The organism is Martinezella lusitana (assembly GCF_010668395.1).
Lineage (GTDB): Bacteria > Pseudomonadota > Alphaproteobacteria > Rhizobiales > Rhizobiaceae > Rhizobium > Rhizobium lusitanum_A.
On the sequence record NZ_WUEY01000016.1, the window covers coordinates 117,091 to 132,832 of the forward strand.

A 15,742-nucleotide genomic window follows, 5' to 3' on the forward strand; every position below is an offset into this window, starting at 1 on the left:
TTACACAGCGGGATTCTCCCACCGCTCACCGTCGAAACATCGGAAGGGCAATTGCCCGCTGAATAAACCAGGCGAGCGATATTGTTGCATAGAGGCCCATCAATACTCGCTCCGATCACCTCCAAGATACTCGATCATTCGAAGCCTTCACTGCTATCGTCAGGTCGTTTTAGGATTTCTGCCCAACTGGGTGATCGTGCCCCCGCTCGGTCCTTGATAGCTTTGGTCCTTGACCATCGGGTTTTTCGGGCGATCGAAGCGACCGAGCGGTTTCTCACGCACGCTATCCCGGCTCGTCTCCGTTTTAAATCTACTTGCTCGAGCGATCGAGCAGGATGCGCATTTCGTCAAAGCGGCGCTTCCGATCCGCGTTCGTATCATTCGCCGAGTAACAAATATCGGACACGCAAAATCTCATCAAATGGTATGGTTGGTCAGTCTTATCGCACTCGCTTTCGAAACTGTCGTTCATGTCGGACTTGGCGGTTCCCGCCCGGATCGAATAGGTCAGCCGGACGCCTGGTAGTTTCAACTCCGGGAAAAGATTGAACGATACCGATGTTGAGGTGATCCGTCAGAGGAAAGTTGCGTGCGGCAATCTGGCATGTATTCTCAAACTGTGGTGATTGAGCATGTGCCAGCACTGGCATCGACAGGACACCTTACGATCCTTTCAAACGCCTGCCGCGGGAGCGGAAGGCCCGATGATTGACCGTCATCCTGCAGGATGATCGCCATCGGATCCATTCTAGAACCGGACAACGTCCTCTACGGTCCCAAAAGCTGTCTCGCAGCTATTTTTAGTTTTCGCCACACGTTCAGAAACGGCGCGGCGGGAACCAAGCGCTGAAAAGACCGTTCTTGTCATGTTCGGAGGACATTTCATGGCTCCAAGGTCATTCTGGAAAGGCTATCTAAAGCTGTCGCTCGTGACCTGCCCGGTCGCAATGGCACCTGCGACCAGCGATAATGACAAAGTTCGTTTTCATACGCTCAACAGAAAGACGGGCAACCGCATCGTCAGCCAATATGTGGATTCGGTCACTGGCAAGACTGTGGAAGAGGATGACGAGGTCAAAGGATACGAGCGCGGTGACAACGATTACATCATGCTCGAGGATGATGAACTTGATGCAGTCGCCATGGACAGCACGCGGACGATCGATATCGAGATGTTCGTGCCGCGAGACAGTATCGAATGGATCTGGTTCGACACGCCGCATTACCTGACACCGAACGATCCTGTCGGGGAGGAGGCATATTGCGTCATCCGCGACGCCATGGCCGCAAGCCGCAAGGTCGGCATATCCCGGCTCGTCATGTACCGTCGCGAACGCGCTGTCATGCTGGAGCCGCGTGAAAAGGGGATAGTGCTTTGGACCTTGCGGTTTGGCGACGAGGTCCGCGATGAAAAGGTTTACTTTGAGGATATCGGTACAACGGCCATCGACAGCAAACTGATGAAACTGGTGGAAGCGCTGATAAAAGAGCAGAAAGAGCCGTGGGATCCGAGCATGGTTTCCGACCCCATACAGGAGAAGCTTCTCGATATTATCGCCTCAAAGAAGAAGGGTCGCAAGCGACCTGTAAAGGCAATAGAAGAGCAAGCCGCACCAACCAATGTTATCAGCATCATGGACGCACTTCGGAAGAGCCTCTCGCAGGAGAAGGGCGCCAGGAAACGATAATCGGCGCATCTACGCGCTGTGCTTGCGTTTGGTCTCCCGTTGGCGCAGAGGTTCGGCGGCTGATTTGAAGTCAGCCCATGGGTCGGTCCGAAGCGCGGCAAGCCGCGTCGGCACATTGAGCACGGTGAAATAGTCCGGGCCGATTGCGGGGCTTAGTTCCTGCCAGGATAAGGGCATCGAAACGGGAGCCGCTGAACGCACGGGTCGAATAGGGGTGCGACGGCGGTCGAGCCGCGCTGATTTCGGAGATAATCGATCAGGATTTTGCCACGGTGCTTGGATTTGGTGATTGTCGAGACATAGCGCTCCGGGCTGTCAGTCGCCATCGCGTCGGCGATGCCCTTGGTGAAGGCTTTAACGGCAGGCCATTCGGCCTTGGCGACCAGCGGACAGGCAATGTGCAGCCCCTTGCCGCCCGAGGTCTTGACGAAAGGGAACGAGGCCAGCTTGTTTCAGTCGCTCGCCCGTTTCTTCCGCAGCCGCAATGACCTCGGCCCAGGCGACATCAGGCCCCGGGTCAAGGTCCATGATGATCATATCCGGTCTTTCCCAGTTACCGACCATCGAGCCCCAGGGATGAATTTCCAGTACCGCGGCTTGGAACAGGCCGATCAGACCATTCAGATCATCGATGCGCACATATGGGTCCTCATTCTGCGGATCCTTCGCCAAGGCGATGCTCCGGTTCATGCCCTTCCAGACGTGTTTCTGGAAGAAATGCCGTCCATCGATACCGTTGGGGCAGCGCACGAGGGCGAGCGGCCGTCCGACGACGAAGGGTCCCATATGGCGTCAAACTTGTGTGTAGTAATCCGCAAGCCCTGCCTTGGTAACGCCTTCGTCCGGCCAGTAGAGACGATCGCCATGGGTCAAGGCGACGCTGCTTCGCGGGGCCTTTTCCGTTGAAGTCTTCGCGGACGATTTCGGTGTTTCCCGGATGATCTCAAGCGGGTTCTTGTCTTTCCCGCGAGCCTCGAAAGGCGGCATGGCGCAAATGGCCGTCAGTTGTCCAGGCGCGAAACCCTACTTTCGCCACCAGTTCGGGCCGCACGAAGCGAACACCGCGGCTTTCTTCCGCCGTCAGCCTGGTCGAAAACGGGCTTTCCTCCGCTTTCAGGCGGCCAAGCCTTTTAAAAAACTGCCCGGCAACGGTATGGGTATAGCCAATGCCGACACGGCCGACATGATCCAGTTGACCGCCCTCATAGACGCCGGGAACCAGCGAACCGATTGCCTTTCGGGATGTCGTCGACGGCACCCAGCCGCCGATAACGAACTCCTGCCGCGAAGAGCATTTCGATTTGACCCATGATTTTCCGCGACCGGGACGATAAGGATCGTCGGCGATCTTGGATACGATCCCTTCCAGGCTCAACTGGCATGCGTGGCTCAGCAGCAGATCGCCATTTTCATCAAAATGACTGCTGAAGCGAAGAATCCCGGTCTCGGATGGAATGATCTTCTGCAGCAATTGTTTGCGGGCGATCAAAGCGCACGCCTCGAGCCCGTAACCGTCAAGATATAGCAGATCGAAGGCGTAGAAGACGAAGCGGTCGCTACGGCCCTCGCTGAGATCGGCCTGCAAGGCAGAGAAGTCCGAAGCGCCTGCCGCCGGCTCGACAACTCCCCATCGATGACGGCAGTGCCGACAGGAAGATCTTTGAATGCCTCGATAATGTCCTTGCCGAATTTTTGGGTCCAGTCGAGCTCGCTGCGCGTCGACAGCTTGATGCGGCCAGCCTCGATGCGAGCCTCGAGCCGATATCCGTCGAACTTGATTTCGTGAAGCCAGCGCGAACCCGAGGGCGGTTTGGATACTAGCGTTGCGAGCGCACGCTCGATGAATGCCGGCAGGGGCGCCTTCTTTGCGCCTTTCAAGATGGATGGATCAGGAAATGCGGGCTCCAATTCCGTAGAGATTTCACCTGCTGCCCTGTCGGTCTTTTTTGAAGCCTTTCGTGGCGTTCTTCCGTCGATCGATCTTGCCCGTCCTGGAGGACCAACCGGGTTTCTCGGCTTCGACTTCGTTGATGACCCGTCCTGTCTTGGCCGCTTCCGGTCGCTCTTCAAGGATGTCGGGCGCGCCCCTTCCGGACGGGCTGCGTCGTCTTCCCCCTTGATCAGCAGCCGGTTTTCCCTTTTCTCACTCGGTTTGCCTGTCATGCCGATGAGGTGCCAGCGCCCGCCCAGCTTCTTTCCGTAAAGCTCGAATTCCAGATGACCCTTGGCGAGGCTCTTGTGTGGGTCGCCATGCGGCATCCATGAGCCTTTATCCCAGACGATGACCGTTCCGCCGCCATACCCGCCCTTCGGGATCGTGCCTTCGAAGTCGCCATATTCCAGGGGGTGATCTTCGGTCTGTACGGCGAGCCGCTTTTCGCCGGTCACCAGGCTCGGTCCCTTGGTCACAGCCCAGCTCCCAGCATGCCATCGAGTTCAAGGCGAAAATGGTATTGGAGGCGACGCGCGTCATGTTTCTGAATAACGAAGCTGTTTTTCCTCGCGGCAGCTTTTTCTCCTGTCTGAGCGGCCCTTCGGTTCCGGTGTCTTGGTAAAGTCGCGCTTACGATGGTAGGTTTGCAATGCCATGATCAGCTCGCCTTGCGTTGCGGCCGCGGAGAGGATGCTGCCCGCGATGTCGGTGTCGTCTCAGAGGTCGAAGCCGATTTCTTGGCGGCGCGTTTCGGGCTTGCTTTGCTTTTGCCAATCATGGCTGCGCTCTGGCGCAGTGCGTCCATAAGGTCGGTGACTTTGGCGATCTTCGCCGGCTTGCGTGCCGGGATTGCCTTGCCTTCGATCTTGGCTTTGACGAGTTCGGTCAGCGCAGCCTCATATCGATCGTCGAATTTGCCAGCGTCGAACGTGCCTTCCTTCGTGCCGATGATGTGCTTGGCGAGATCGAGCATCTCACCCTTGATATTGATGTCGGGAACGTCCTCAAAGGCTTCCTTGGCTGAACGAACCTCGTAGTCGAAGTTCAGCGTGGTGGCGATCAGCCCCTTGCCATGGGCGCGGATCATCAGCGTGCGCAGGCGCCGAAACAGGACGGCACGAGCGATGGCGGCCACCTTCATCTTGCGTATGCCTTCGCGAATCAGGGCGAAGGCCTCCTCACTGGCGGAGGTGGAGGGAGCCAGATAGTAGGGCCGGTCGAAATAAACGTCATCAATATCGGAGCAAGCCAGAAAAACCTTCACATGCAGGACCTTGTCGCTCTCCGGTACGACAGCAGTGATTTCCTCGGGCTCCAGCGCGATGTAATCTCCGTTGTTGAGCTCATAGCCTTTGATCTGCTCCTCACGCGGCACCGGCTTTCCGGTGTCGCTGTCGACGAATTCCCGCTTTACGCGGTTGCCCGTTTCCCGGTTCAATGTATGGAAAGAAATCCGCTCCGAGGTCGAAACCGCAGTATAAAGGGCGACCGCGCAGTTGACCTCTCCGAACTTCAGATATCCCTTCCATTGCGCACGCGGGCTCATTTGCTGGCTCCAGATTAAGTATCGGAGTCAAACGAAATGCGGCGCGCATTGTTCCTGGGGAGGGGCAAGACCGCTCATCGGTCGCGTCCTGCAACATGACCTTCATCGCTCGATCAAATGGAAAGCGATAGTGGTTTTACGCAGTTGGATGGCGGATCCAAAAAAGGAGGCCAATCATGACATCGAAAGCCGTGGCACTAAACGCAACGTTGAAGACGAGCGGCGGGCCCTCATCGTCAATCGACTGCTTTTTCTTAATTGCTAAGGCAACAGCCAGAGAGTATGCGGCGACAACGATGATCCGTCGTGTCGATCACAATATTCTGCCAGCCGTCAAATCCGACGAGGCCCGACCGACGAATGGCCGGATATTCGCCGGAAGATCCTCGAAGCCCACATACTCGCCTTCGGCACCTCGATCTAGATGGGCGATTGTCCAGCATCGCAAAGATAGCTTTCGAGCGCATGGATGCCTTCCTGTCTGAACGGGATTGCAGGGTCAGATGCCATTTCTGGTCGTATGCCCTGTCGTCGTGGTCAGCAAGAACGACGGCGTGCATCCTGCGTCGGCGGAAATTGATCAGGCTTTGAACGATGTCGGTTTCACGATCCTGCCGACCCGGCTGCCTATTGGTGGGACAAGCTACGGATAGTGCGAATTTTCTTGATTTGAAGAAGATGCCCAAGGAAGCAGCCTGCGCGATCGATATGGGAGCACCGAACGCCGCGCATCTTTCGAAATTTCTTGAAGGAACCTATCACACGGCAGACACCGGGCCAACCGCATTAGACCGATGATGACTTCGGTCGCGCCCCCTAGGGTTCGCGGCCGAAGTCCTTTCTGAGTTCCTCCTTCGCCTTTTCCAGCGTCCCCCTCTTCGATTTCGAAAGCTGGGTACCGGCGCGGTTTATGTAGAAGTTCAGCATGGACATTGCGGATTGAAACGCGCCCGCTTTGCGGCGATGGCTGTCTTCGGCGGAACGCTTGAGTGAATCGGCTATCTTCTTTGCACTGCCCTGTTTGAAGACGTCTTTTTCAAGGTCCATCGCGTCGCTATTGTCGGTGACCCTCTGGGACCATTTTTTCGATTTCGTCTTTGGCATCGTTCATCTCCTTCGCGCCATCAGGACAAAGCTGTCCGCAGCGCCGGCCCATAATGCATGACGGAAGATCTAACAAATATTCCTGCCATATGTTCCCCGTCCAAGGTGGGAGTTGATCGTTACGCCCTTTCTTTCCGGTTCTTTCAAGTGCGAGCGGAGGGAACATAAATTGCATTTGCATGTTTGATCACGGTGATTTCAGCGAGAAGCGACGTGCAACAAGCGGAGACAAATCATGGCAAAGACGGTTGGCGATTTCATAGTGCAGCGTCTTTACGATTGGGGCGTGAGGCGCATCTTTGGCTATCCGGGGGACGGTATCAACGGTGTCTTCGGCGCGTTAAACCGTGCCGATGGAAAGATTGAGTTCATCCAGGCGCGTCACGAGGAAATGGCGGCGTTCATGGCATCCGCCTATGCGAAATTCTCCGGTGAACTAGGTGTCTGTATCGCTACCTCCGGCCCCGGCGCAACGCACCTCATCACCGGCCTTTACGACGCTCGGCTGGATCATCAACCAGTGCTGGCATTGGTCGGGCAGCAGGCACGCCGTGCAATTGGCGGGCACTATCAGCAGGAGGTTGATCTTGCTTCCTTGTTCAAGGACGTTGCCGGGGATTTCGTCCATCAGGCGGCCGTGCCAGCGCAGGTGCGCCATCTGATTGATCGCGCTGCTCGTATCGCGCTCGCAAACAAAACCGTGACCGCAGTGATCCTGCCAAACGATCTCCAGGAAATGCCATATGAGACGCCGCCACGTAAGCATGGCTCCGTGATGTCGGGCATTGGCTATGTCGCGGCAAGAACCATGCCGCAGGAGATTGATCTTATGCGCGCCGCCGAAGTTCTTAACGCAGGCAAGAGGGTTGCGATGCTGGTGGGAGCTGGTGCGCTCGGCGCCACTGAAGAGGTCATTGCGGTTGCAGATCGTCTCGGCGCAGGTGCAGCAAAGGCGCTGCTCGGCAAGGCGGTACTACCGGACGAGTTGCCTTGGGTTACAGGCTCGATAGGACTTCTTGGAACTGAGCCTTCCTGGGATCTCATGCGCGATTGCGATACCCTGTTGATGATTGGCTCCGGATTTCCCTATTCCGAATTCTTGCCGGAGGAAGGCGATGCTCGGGGCGTTCAGATCGACATCCGTCCGGATATGCTTTCCTTACGCTATCCGATGGAGATCAATCTCGTCGGAGACGCGCGGGAGACCTTGCAGGCCCTCCTCCCGCTACTCAGGCAAAAGCAGGATCTTTCCTGGCGTCGGCAGATCGAAACAAATGTCGGCGATTGGTGGAAGATTCTGGAAACGCGGGCGCATGTGGAGGCCAATCCGGTCAATCCACAGCGTGTCGTGTGGGAGCTCTCGAAAAGATTGCCGGATGGCGCGATCGTCACAAGCGATTCCGGCTCCTGTGCTAATTGGTACGCTCGTGATCTGCGCATGAGACACGGCATGATGGCTTCTCTATCCGGCGGCCTGGCTTCCATGGGTGCGGCCGTTCCCTATGCGATCGCAGCTAAGGTTGCGTGTCCGAACCGGCCGGTTTTGGGCCTTGTGGGTGATGGCGCCATGCAGATGAATAATATGGCTGAATTGATCACTGTCGCGAAATACTGGCGGAACTGGTCGGATCCCCGATTTGTAATCTGCGTTTTTAATAATGGAGACCTCAATCAGGTGACCTGGGAGCAACGCGTCATGGAAGGTGATCCGAAATTCGATGCGTCCCAACAGCTCCCCGATGTTCCCTATCACCGATTTGCCGAACTTATAGGGCTAAAAGGAATTTTCATAGACCGCCCTGAGGATCTTGGAGCTGCTTGGGATGAGGCGCTTGCCGCAGGACGACCGGCTCTCCTGGAGGTCAAGACTGATCCGGAAGTTCCGCCGCTGCCGCCGCACCTGACTTTCGAGCAGATGCGCAACCTCGCCACGGTCTTGCTGAAAGGAGACCCTGAGGAAAGCGGTGTCGTGAAGGGAACCTTGCGACAAATGCTCAGCGCGATCCTCCCCCGGCGATAGCCAGATACCATTCCCTCGATCGCGAGGCTCGGGGGGATGCTGTCTATCGCTGAACAAAATCTATTTTTCCCATTTCCGTATTTTGCTCGTTTGATCTCGAACTGAATCGAAATGAGACAGCTGGCGGCTATTGGAAACGGACCGTGTGACGACACCAAAACATCTCTCGACAAAAACATAATTCTTTCGCAAACCGAAATTCGATAGGCATGTTTGTTTTCTTGGGAACAACAGCGGCTGGTGCGAGTTGAAGAGCGCCACAGTATGCTGGAGGAAAATCATGAGTGACGACGACATCAGGAAAGCCGCTTACGCTCGATGGGAGGCTGAGGGCCGTCCGCAAGGTCAGGATGAGCGCCATTGGCGCGAAGCCTTAGATGAGTTATCCGCAGCGGATCGTCCTCCACCTGCCTCATCTCCAGATCAGGGAAGTGGTTCAATTTCCGCTCCGGAAGAGAGCGGCTCGACAAGTTCTGAAGCGATCCGTTCCCGCGAAAGCCGTCGAGGTGGTTTCAAACCTGGCGAACTTGCTTCGGAAAATAAATAGGATAGGCAGTCGCGCGAAGGGCGGCGTTTCCATGAATACTTCGCGACAATCATACAACTCGATCCTTCCGGGTTTTCGCGCTAGTCATGTGGAACCAAAGTAAGCCTCATTTGTTCGGCTTCTGTCAGGAGAGCCGGAGTTTGATTGATGGTTGGCAGGCAGGCGGACCTCGTCGTTCTAAGCGACGCGGATAGAGATTTCCTCGAAACTCAGGTGCGCCGGCATAAAGCGCCACGCTCCTTGTCGGATCGATGCCGGATGGTCTTGCTGTGCGCGCAGGGTTTGCAAAGCAAGGAGGTTGCCGAACGCCTGGGCGTTCACGCGCACACGGTTGGCAAGTGGCGCCGCCGGTTCGTACAGGATGGTATTGAAGGGCTGACAGATGAATATCGTGCCGGTCGACCGCGAACAGTCTCCGATGCCCAGGTTGCTCAGGTCGTCGAACGTACGTTGAACGCCACTCCAATGTCAGTACCGGATCAATACTCCCCATTAGTGCCGTTTGAATCTTCCCCAGGTGCTGCGGCCGCCGGTCTTCCGGGGCGCGCCATCACCGATACTCCTTCTGATGGTCGGAAGGGGGATGTTGGTGATCAAGCTGAGGGAGACGATCATGATCCTGGATCTGCATCAGCAGGGGCTGACGGTGTCGGCTATTTCCAGAGAAACTGGCATCGATCGCAAGACGGTGCGCAAATACATTGAGCGAGGACTTGAGGCCCCGGCCTATGGTCCAAGAAAGCCACGGGCGACGGTCATCGACCCGTTCGCTTCATATCTACGGGAGCGGGTCAAATCCTACTCCGGTCTGACCGGCAGTCGATTGTTTCGGGAACTGCGTGAGCGAGGCTATACCGGCGGCTACACGGCTGTGACGGATTTTCTCCGCGATGTACGCCCCGTTGCAAGTCAGGGCTTTGAAGTTCGTTTCGAGACGCCGCCCGGTGAGCAGGCTCAGGTCGATTTCGCGCAATTCCATGTTGTCTTCACCGACGAACCGACGACGCCGAGGATCGTCTGGTTGTTCTCGATGGTGCTGGGTCACAGCCGCCTCATCTGGGCACGCTTCGTCATGCATCAGAACCTGCCGACCGTCCTGCGGTGCCATATAGCAGCCTTCGAGGCCATTGGTGGCGCTCCACGGGAGGTGCTTTACGACCGGATGAAGACGGCCGTCATCGGTGAAGGCCAGACAGAAGGCATCGTCTATAACCGTGCCCTCATCGACCTGGCACGCCACTACGGTTTCCACCCGAAAGCCTGCAAACCTTATCGGGCCAAGACGAAGGGCAAGGTCGAGCGGCCGTTTCGCTATATCCGCGAAGACTTCTTCCTCGCCCGTTCGTTTCGCAACCTCGATGATCTGAACGCCCAGCTCCGGCACTGGCTGGACAGCGTCGCCAATCCAAGGAAGCACGCCACGACCCTGCGTGTCGTCAATGAAGCCTTCGCAGAGGAGCGGCCGCACCTGCGACCATTGCCGCTGGCTCCGTTCAAATCCGTCCTGAAGCTAGAGCGCCGGGTGTCCCGAGAGGGTATGGTCAGCGTCGGCGGCAACACCTACAGTGTTCCGGATGCTACGCGAAGCCGAATGGTGGAAGTCCATTCTCTCGCCGACGAGGTCCGTATCTTCGAGAACGGCATGCTGATCGCAGCCCATCCTGTTCTGGAGGGGCGCAAACAGCGCCGGGTTCATCCTGATCATCGACGAGCACTCGCGCCGCAATACCGATCCAGAACACGGGACGCCGCCATTGTCGTCAAGCCTGCCGGCGACACCGTGCTGCAGCGATCTCTCGCCTTCTACGATGCTATCGGCAAGGTCCTGGCGCAGGAGGGCCGCCCATGAGTGCGACCCTTGATGCCATCCCATCCATGATCGATCGCATCCGTCATGACCTCGTCGGCCTGAAGATGCCACGTGCACTGGAAGCTCTCGACCATGTCGTTCGACGTCTCGAGCACGGTGAACTTTCGGCGCTGGAAGCCATTGATATCCTTCTCTCCGAAGAACTCACTTTACGCGAGAACAGCCGGATCAAAACTGCACTGCGAATGGGCAGGCTTGCGACGATCAAGACGCTCGCTGGCTTCGACTTCACCTTCCAGCCCTCGCTCGATCGCGATCGCATCCTCACTCTGGCGCAACTCGGCTTCGTCGATCGTCATGAGGCCGTTCATTTCCTTGGCCCGCCAGGAACAGGCAAAAGTCACCTCGCCACAGCGCTCGGCGTCGAAGCCGTGAAGGCCGGAAAGAGTGTCTACTTCACGACGCTCGCCGATTTGATCGGCTCACTTGCCCGCTCCGAGCGGGATGGTAGATTGCAGGAGCGCATTCGCTTCTTCTGCAGGCCGAGCCTGCTGATCGTCGACGAGATTGGCTATCTGCCGGTCGTCCAAGGCGGCGGCAATCTCTTCTTTCAGCTCGTCAATGCGCGATATGAACGTGGTGCGATGATCCTGACGTCAAACCGCGGCTTCGCAGAATGGGGCGATGTGTTCGGAGATCCCGTCGTCGCGACGGCGCTGCTCGATAGATTGCTTCACCATGCCGTCGTCGTGCAGATCGAGGGATCCAGCTACCGCCTGCGGCAACATGCCGAGCTGATGCCGGAGCATGTCCGATCCAAAGCCCTGATCGCACCCCCGGCGTTCGCTCCACCTCAAAAACCACGCGGACGTCCGCCAAAAAATTCCCAAATCTCCGTCGCCTCCACGTCGGCATAAGTGGGGAATTTTACTTCGGCACTTCTGAGGAAAATTCACGCGGCATTGACACTCCAAAGGATGCCACGCACTGGTCTATTCGTTCGATGGCAGCCGACAGCGGGCTTTCGCATACCACCATCCGTCGGATCCCGTCGGATCTGGACCGCATTTGGCCTGCAGCCGCATCGTGCCGAGACATTCAAGCTCTCCTCTGATCCGCTCTTCGTCGATAAGGTGCAGGACATCGTCGGTCTTTACATGTCGCCTCCGGACCGGGCGGTCGTACTTTGTGTGGATGAGAAGTCCCAAATCCAGGCCTTGGATCGCGAGCAGCCTGTGCTGCCCATGGCACCGGGCGTCGCCGAACGGCGCACCCATACCTATGTCCGCAACGGCACGACATCGCTGATCGCCGCGCTCGACATTGCCACTGGGGCGGTCATCGGTTTGCTACAAGCGTCAACGGGCCACTGAATTCCTCGACTTCTTGAAGCGGATCGACGCCGAAATACCCAATGGGCCGGACGTGCATCTGGTAATGGACAACTATGCGACCCACAAGACGCCTAGGATCAAGGCCTGGCTCGCGCGCCGCCCACACTGGCATGTTCACTTCACGCCAACGTCGGCATCCTGGATCAATCAGGTCGAGCGGTGGTTCGCAGAGCTGACGCGAAAGCAGTTGCAGCGCGGTGTACACCGTTCCACTGCGGAACTGGAAGCCGACATCGACGCCTTCATCGAAACCCACAACGAGAACCCCTCCCCATACAAGTGGGTTAAATCCGCCGACCAAATCCTCGCCTCAGTCAAGCGATTCTGCCAGAAGACAATGAACCGAACTTCAGATTCAGGTGACTAGAAAGAAAAGGCATCTCCTACCTGAATGTCGTCGGGTACTACTCGACATGGCGCAAAGGCTGGTTGGTAGTTGGTACCATCCTCTGGCACCGGAACTTGTCCAACCCTGCCGAAAGTTCATAGCGGTGCAGTTCAGCGCATTGATCTGGGAGTTCCAACGTGTTTCTCCCTGGCTCGCTCCCGCTCCTACAGTCTGTAGTGAGTTAGGATTTGTCCTCTTCATATTGCTCCGCACCTTCGATGGGGCGGAGCCAAGGCTCGCGGCGTTTGATCCAAAGTTCGTAGGTTGGAATGAGAGTAGTCGGCGCCTCGGTCAGTATTCCAAGCTTGATTTCGGCTTCGACCTCGTTTGCCGAGAAGACTCTGGAACCACACCTCGGACAGAACTGGCGTCCCGAAAATTCAGTCGTTTCGCCCTTGTACTCAAACTGGCCGCTTGGCCATACCGCAAAGAAGGTAAAGGCTGATCCGCTTTCCTGCCTACAATCGGTGCAATGGCAGATGCCTATCCGCCTTGGCGGTCCTCGGACCGCAACTCGCACCTGTCCACATCGGCATGACCCCATCAATGTGCTCATGATGGGCGTCCGTCGTCATCATCGACCACGTAAGTGTCGGGGCGGTCTCCGCCATCGACATGTTCCGTATGCCAGCCACCATCGGAAAGCTGATAGGCAATTTCGGCATCGCGACCTTCGAGATGCTGGCGTTCGGCTGCCGCCTTCGCCGCGGCCAGCGCAATGTCATGATCCGCAAAGGTTTCAGACCAAACGTGTCCAAGCCGGTAGCCGTATCCACCGTCGTGCTTTCCAACATGATAAGTCACGGTCATGTAGTTTTCTCCATTTCAACCATTCGGCGCCCTTACCGCCTTGCCAGACGCATGGCGAGAGATACGACGAACAATATGAGGAAAATGAAGAATAGGATTTGAGCGATAGATGCCGAGGCCCCCGCAATACCCCCGAACCCAAGTGCACCTGCTATCAGGGCCACGACGAGAAATACCAGCGCATAGTAAAGCATATCAGCCTCCATTGTAGTTAGACGGAAGAACGAGTTAGACCATGCTTGGTTCCGCAATATGAAGAGAGGGGCCGGTGAATGCGCTGAAATCGTCACTGAATAGACGGAAAAGGCTCCAGTCGCTCTGACGGCGATCCCTCGGGTCGGATTTGGCTGCCTTGCAGTTGGCTACAGTTTGCGGAACAAAACCCCGAAAATCGAGTTATTGCCAAGCCCGAGTGTGTGGCAGAAAAACCAGCTGCCCAGATTACATCCCGATTGGGTGAGGAGGAATGATGGCGACCGACAAACACGAGCAAATCCGCCGCCGCGCTTACGAAATATGGGAGGATGAAGGTCGTCCAGAAGGCGCAGCAATGCGCCACTGGATGCAAGCCTCTGACGAACTGGAGGAGGACAACGAGCACGAGACACTACAGGATCTGATTGATGAAGATGACCACGATGATGAAGCCATGCCCGACGTTGCGGGCGAAAGCGGAGATTTTGGTAGGATGCCACCACGATCCGTCTGAAAAGCTTGCGTTTGCCGCCATCGATATGAACTTCGTGAAGTCGATGCGAAAAGCTATGGCCACGAAGTGAGTCCTCATTGGCTGCGGCCAAGGTTGGTGGATTGTGCTTTTTGAAACAGGAACCTTTGCGCGTTGAGGAACCGCCGCGCCTCTTCGCTGTTAACGACAAGAAACCAGAGTCGCCCCAGCCTTCAAATGACAGGTCATTTCCTTGGACAATTCTGCGCCATTGACGCAACAACGTTCCTTGCGCCGTGAGCAGCCATTATGGGCTGCCATGCGGGGCGGATCGATCAGGACAAGCCGAGCGATCATTCATAAGACTTACGACGTGATCATCGTAGGGGCGGGCATAAGCGGAGCCCTCATGGCTCATTCTCTGGTTGGCAAAGGTTTGCGCATCCTCATGGTGGATCGGCGGGCACCTGTGAAGGGAAGTAGCCTGGCAAGTACCGCGATGATTCAGCATGAGATCGATATTCCGCTGCATGTGTTGCAGAAATCAATGGGGGTCGCAAATGCGCAACGGGTATGGCGCCGTTCGGCAAGCGCGGTGGAACAACTAGCGCAAATCGTGCGTGATCTCGATGTGAAATGCTCATTCCAAAGAAAGAAGACCTTGTTTCTGGCAGGGAAAGAGTACGGGGCGCGTGCGTTGAAAGCAGAGGTCGAGGCAAGGACCGAGGCTGGTATAGGTGCGCAGTTGCTGAGCGCTGCAATCCTTCGGGAAAGGTTTCAGATCGATCGCACGGCTGCTATCGACAGCACGATCTCCGCCTCGGCGAACCCGGCACAACTGACAGCCGGAATTCTCCGGAATGCCGTAATTCTCGGTACGGAGATCGTGTCGGGAGTGGAAATCAAGGATGTCCGGGTGTTTGACGAGGATGTTGTGCTTTCGACGTCGCAGGGGGCCCTGCTGTCAGCGCGACATGTCGTGTTCTGTACGGGATACGAATTCCTGGAATGGTTTGCAAACAAGAGGCAGAAGGTGATTTCCACCTGGGCGCTTGCCAGCCGCCCAAATATTAAGCGCCCTGAATGGCTGGATCGGTATCTCGTATGGGAGGGATCCGACCCCTATCTCTATTTTCGGTCAACACCTGACGGCAGAGTCATTCTTGGCGGCGAGGATGAGAGTGTCGAAGAGGCTTATAAGGACCAGGCGAAGCGCGAACGAAAGACAAAAGTGCTCGTCGAGAAGCTTGCCGACCTTACCGGCATAGCGATCGGCGAGCCACAATTCGAATGGTCAGCGGCCTTTGCGGTGACGCCTGATGGCCTGCCGATGATCGGAAACGTCCCTCATATGAAGAACGTGTTCGTGACAATGGGCTACGGGGGAAACGGCATTACGTTCAGCCAGATCGCAGCGGAGCTGATCTCGGGTGAGATTCTCGGCCATCACGATGCCGATTGGGATTTGTTTCCGATCTCCTGACGTCGCCGCAAGCCGATGATGTTCTCAGTCGATGGAATGCCTGTGAGGTTCGGGAACTATAGGCTTTCGCGGGCGTTCAGATATGGCTACCAAGGAGGAGGCTATGATGATTTCTGCAAGCCAGATTGCCGAACATATGGAAGTGATTGCCGCAGATGGCATTCATGTCGGGACGGTTGACCACATGGACGGCGAGAGCCGTATCAAGCTCACTAAAAACAATTCCGATGACGGTCGGCATCACCTCATTCCGATTGACTGGGTCGCTCGCGTCGATGCCCATGTCCATCTGACGAAAAATTCGGACGAAGTCCGCAGTCAGTGGTCTTCCTTCAACTGAGGCGTATGGGGC

Annotated in this window: 17 protein-coding genes and 3 pseudogenes; 10 read left to right on the top strand and 10 right to left on the bottom strand. The window is 56.6% G+C overall.

Annotation, left to right across the window (positions count from 1 at the left end; genetic code table 11):
- Window positions 1-884: 884 nt before the first annotated feature.
- Window positions 885-1,688: a Ku protein gene (locus GR212_RS26950; RefSeq protein ID WP_163991286.1), complete on the top strand. Its 804-nt coding sequence runs from the start codon at window positions 885-887 to the stop codon at window positions 1,686-1,688.
- 9 nt (window positions 1,689-1,697) lie between these two features.
- On the opposite strand, the gene GR212_RS37625 is transcribed toward GR212_RS26950, so the two are convergent.
- The 7 genes from GR212_RS37625 to GR212_RS26965 all read right to left on the bottom strand — a co-directional run bounded on the left by GR212_RS37625 (window position 1,698) and on the right by GR212_RS26965 (window position 6,271).
- Window positions 1,698-1,889 carry a hypothetical protein gene (locus tag GR212_RS37625; protein WP_348643548.1) on the bottom strand — a complete coding sequence of 64 codons (192 nt, stop codon included), beginning with the start codon at window positions 1,887-1,889 and terminating at the stop codon, window positions 1,698-1,700.
- Window positions 1,841-2,134, bottom strand: coding sequence for a hypothetical protein (locus GR212_RS37630; RefSeq protein ID WP_348643555.1), 294 nt, complete (start codon window positions 2,132-2,134; stop codon window positions 1,841-1,843). Before GR212_RS37630 ends, GR212_RS37625 begins: the two co-directional genes overlap by 49 nt.
- Window positions 2,043-2,474, bottom strand: a complete 432-nt coding sequence (locus GR212_RS37635) for a hypothetical protein (protein ID WP_348643549.1) — start codon at window positions 2,472-2,474, stop codon at window positions 2,043-2,045. The genes GR212_RS37630 and GR212_RS37635 overlap by 92 nt, the downstream gene beginning before the upstream one ends.
- A 157-nt stretch (window positions 2,475-2,631) precedes the next feature.
- Entirely contained in the window at window positions 2,632-3,273 is a 642-nt protein-coding gene (locus tag GR212_RS37640; RefSeq protein WP_348643550.1) for a hypothetical protein, read from the bottom strand.
- Window positions 3,174-4,097 (bottom strand): DNA polymerase ligase N-terminal domain-containing protein, encoded by a 924-nt coding sequence (locus GR212_RS37645; RefSeq protein ID WP_348643551.1) that lies wholly within the window; start codon window positions 4,095-4,097, stop codon window positions 3,174-3,176. Before GR212_RS37645 ends, GR212_RS37640 begins: the two co-directional genes overlap by 100 nt.
- Before the next feature lie 182 nt (window positions 4,098-4,279).
- Window positions 4,280-5,167 (bottom strand): Ku protein, encoded by an 888-nt coding sequence (locus tag GR212_RS26960; RefSeq protein ID WP_163991287.1) that lies wholly within the window; start codon window positions 5,165-5,167, stop codon window positions 4,280-4,282.
- Between the two features lie 816 nt (window positions 5,168-5,983).
- Window positions 5,984-6,271 carry a DUF3175 domain-containing protein gene (locus tag GR212_RS26965; protein ID WP_163991289.1) on the bottom strand — a complete coding sequence of 96 codons (288 nt, stop codon included), beginning with the start codon at window positions 6,269-6,271 and terminating at the stop codon, window positions 5,984-5,986.
- A gap of 235 nt (window positions 6,272-6,506) precedes the next feature.
- On the opposite strand from GR212_RS26965, the gene GR212_RS26970 reads away from it, so the two are divergent.
- The 6 genes and pseudogenes from GR212_RS26970 to GR212_RS26995 form a co-directional block, all read left to right on the top strand.
- Window positions 6,507-8,291 (top strand): thiamine pyrophosphate-requiring protein, encoded by a 1,785-nt coding sequence (locus GR212_RS26970; protein ID WP_163991291.1) that lies wholly within the window; start codon window positions 6,507-6,509, stop codon window positions 8,289-8,291.
- Window positions 8,292-8,571: 280 nt separating this feature from the next.
- Complete coding sequence (locus GR212_RS26975; RefSeq protein WP_163991293.1) at window positions 8,572-8,838, top strand: DUF2934 domain-containing protein; 267 nt, start codon at window positions 8,572-8,574, stop codon at window positions 8,836-8,838.
- 147 nt (window positions 8,839-8,985) lie between these two features.
- A pseudogene (locus GR212_RS26980) lies at window positions 8,986-9,303 on the top strand (helix-turn-helix domain-containing protein); the annotation flags it as partial.
- Between the two features lie 124 nt (window positions 9,304-9,427).
- Window positions 9,428-10,687 (top strand): IS21 family transposase, encoded by a 1,260-nt coding sequence (gene istA / locus GR212_RS26985; RefSeq protein ID WP_163991373.1) that lies wholly within the window; start codon window positions 9,428-9,430, stop codon window positions 10,685-10,687.
- Window positions 10,684-11,565 (top strand): IS21-like element ISRel3 family helper ATPase IstB, encoded by an 882-nt coding sequence (istB, locus tag GR212_RS26990; protein WP_163991295.1) that lies wholly within the window; start codon window positions 10,684-10,686, stop codon window positions 11,563-11,565. The genes istA and istB overlap by 4 nt, the downstream gene beginning before the upstream one ends.
- 50 nt (window positions 11,566-11,615) lie before the next feature.
- Window positions 11,616-12,409 (top strand): annotated as a pseudogene (locus GR212_RS26995) (IS630 family transposase); the annotation flags it as partial.
- A 202-nt stretch (window positions 12,410-12,611) separates the two neighbouring features.
- Here GR212_RS26995 and GR212_RS27000 read toward each other — a convergent pair.
- From GR212_RS27000 to GR212_RS27010, 3 genes are read right to left on the bottom strand one after another with little or no spacing between them, the layout of a single operon-like run.
- Entirely contained in the window at window positions 12,612-12,986 is a 375-nt protein-coding gene (locus tag GR212_RS27000; RefSeq protein WP_163991297.1) for a GFA family protein, read from the bottom strand.
- Window positions 12,983-13,240, bottom strand: coding sequence for a hypothetical protein (locus GR212_RS27005; RefSeq protein ID WP_163991307.1), 258 nt, complete (start codon window positions 13,238-13,240; stop codon window positions 12,983-12,985). The genes GR212_RS27000 and GR212_RS27005 overlap by 4 nt, the downstream gene beginning before the upstream one ends.
- Before the next feature lie 32 nt (window positions 13,241-13,272).
- A complete protein-coding gene (locus GR212_RS27010) occupies window positions 13,273-13,434 on the bottom strand; it encodes a DUF1328 domain-containing protein (protein WP_163991309.1) in 162 nt (53 codons plus the stop codon).
- A 275-nt stretch (window positions 13,435-13,709) separates the two neighbouring features.
- Here GR212_RS27010 and GR212_RS27015 point away from each other — a divergent pair.
- The 3 genes and pseudogenes from GR212_RS27015 to GR212_RS27025 form a co-directional block, all read left to right on the top strand.
- Window positions 13,710-13,946, top strand: a pseudogene (locus GR212_RS27015) (DUF2934 domain-containing protein); the annotation flags it as partial.
- Between the two features lie 214 nt (window positions 13,947-14,160).
- Window positions 14,161-15,390, top strand: a complete 1,230-nt coding sequence (locus GR212_RS27020; RefSeq protein ID WP_281411079.1) for an NAD(P)/FAD-dependent oxidoreductase — start codon at window positions 14,161-14,163, stop codon at window positions 15,388-15,390.
- A gap of 106 nt (window positions 15,391-15,496) precedes the next feature.
- Window positions 15,497-15,730, top strand: a complete 234-nt coding sequence (locus GR212_RS27025) for a DUF2171 domain-containing protein (protein WP_163991379.1) — start codon at window positions 15,497-15,499, stop codon at window positions 15,728-15,730.
- Window positions 15,731-15,742 lie beyond the last annotated feature (12 nt).

What these genes read in the sequence shown, in the direction of transcription:
- GR212_RS26975 (WP_163991293.1), top strand. Translation starts at nt 8,572, where the DNA reads ATGAGTGACGACGACATCAGGAAAGCCGCTTACGCTCGATGGGAGGCT.
- GR212_RS27000 (WP_163991297.1), bottom strand. Translation starts at nt 12,986, where the DNA reads ATGAGCACATTGATGGGGTCATGCCGATGTGGACAGGTGCGAGTTGCG.
- GR212_RS26970 (WP_163991291.1), top strand. Translation starts at nt 6,507, where the DNA reads ATGGCAAAGACGGTTGGCGATTTCATAGTGCAGCGTCTTTACGATTGG.
- GR212_RS26950 (WP_163991286.1), top strand. Translation starts at nt 885, where the DNA reads ATGGCTCCAAGGTCATTCTGGAAAGGCTATCTAAAGCTGTCGCTCGTG.
- GR212_RS26965 (WP_163991289.1), bottom strand. Translation starts at nt 6,271, where the DNA reads ATGCCAAAGACGAAATCGAAAAAATGGTCCCAGAGGGTCACCGACAAT.
- GR212_RS27010 (WP_163991309.1), bottom strand. Translation starts at nt 13,434, where the DNA reads ATGCTTTACTATGCGCTGGTATTTCTCGTCGTGGCCCTGATAGCAGGT.
- istB (WP_163991295.1), top strand. Translation starts at nt 10,684, where the DNA reads ATGAGTGCGACCCTTGATGCCATCCCATCCATGATCGATCGCATCCGT.
- GR212_RS26960 (WP_163991287.1), bottom strand. Translation starts at nt 5,167, where the DNA reads ATGAGCCCGCGTGCGCAATGGAAGGGATATCTGAAGTTCGGAGAGGTC.
- GR212_RS27005 (WP_163991307.1), bottom strand. Translation starts at nt 13,240, where the DNA reads ATGACCGTGACTTATCATGTTGGAAAGCACGACGGTGGATACGGCTAC.
- GR212_RS37635 (WP_348643549.1), bottom strand. Translation starts at nt 2,474, where the DNA reads ATGGGACCCTTCGTCGTCGGACGGCCGCTCGCCCTCGTGCGCTGCCCC.
- GR212_RS27025 (WP_163991379.1), top strand. Translation starts at nt 15,497, where the DNA reads ATGATTTCTGCAAGCCAGATTGCCGAACATATGGAAGTGATTGCCGCA.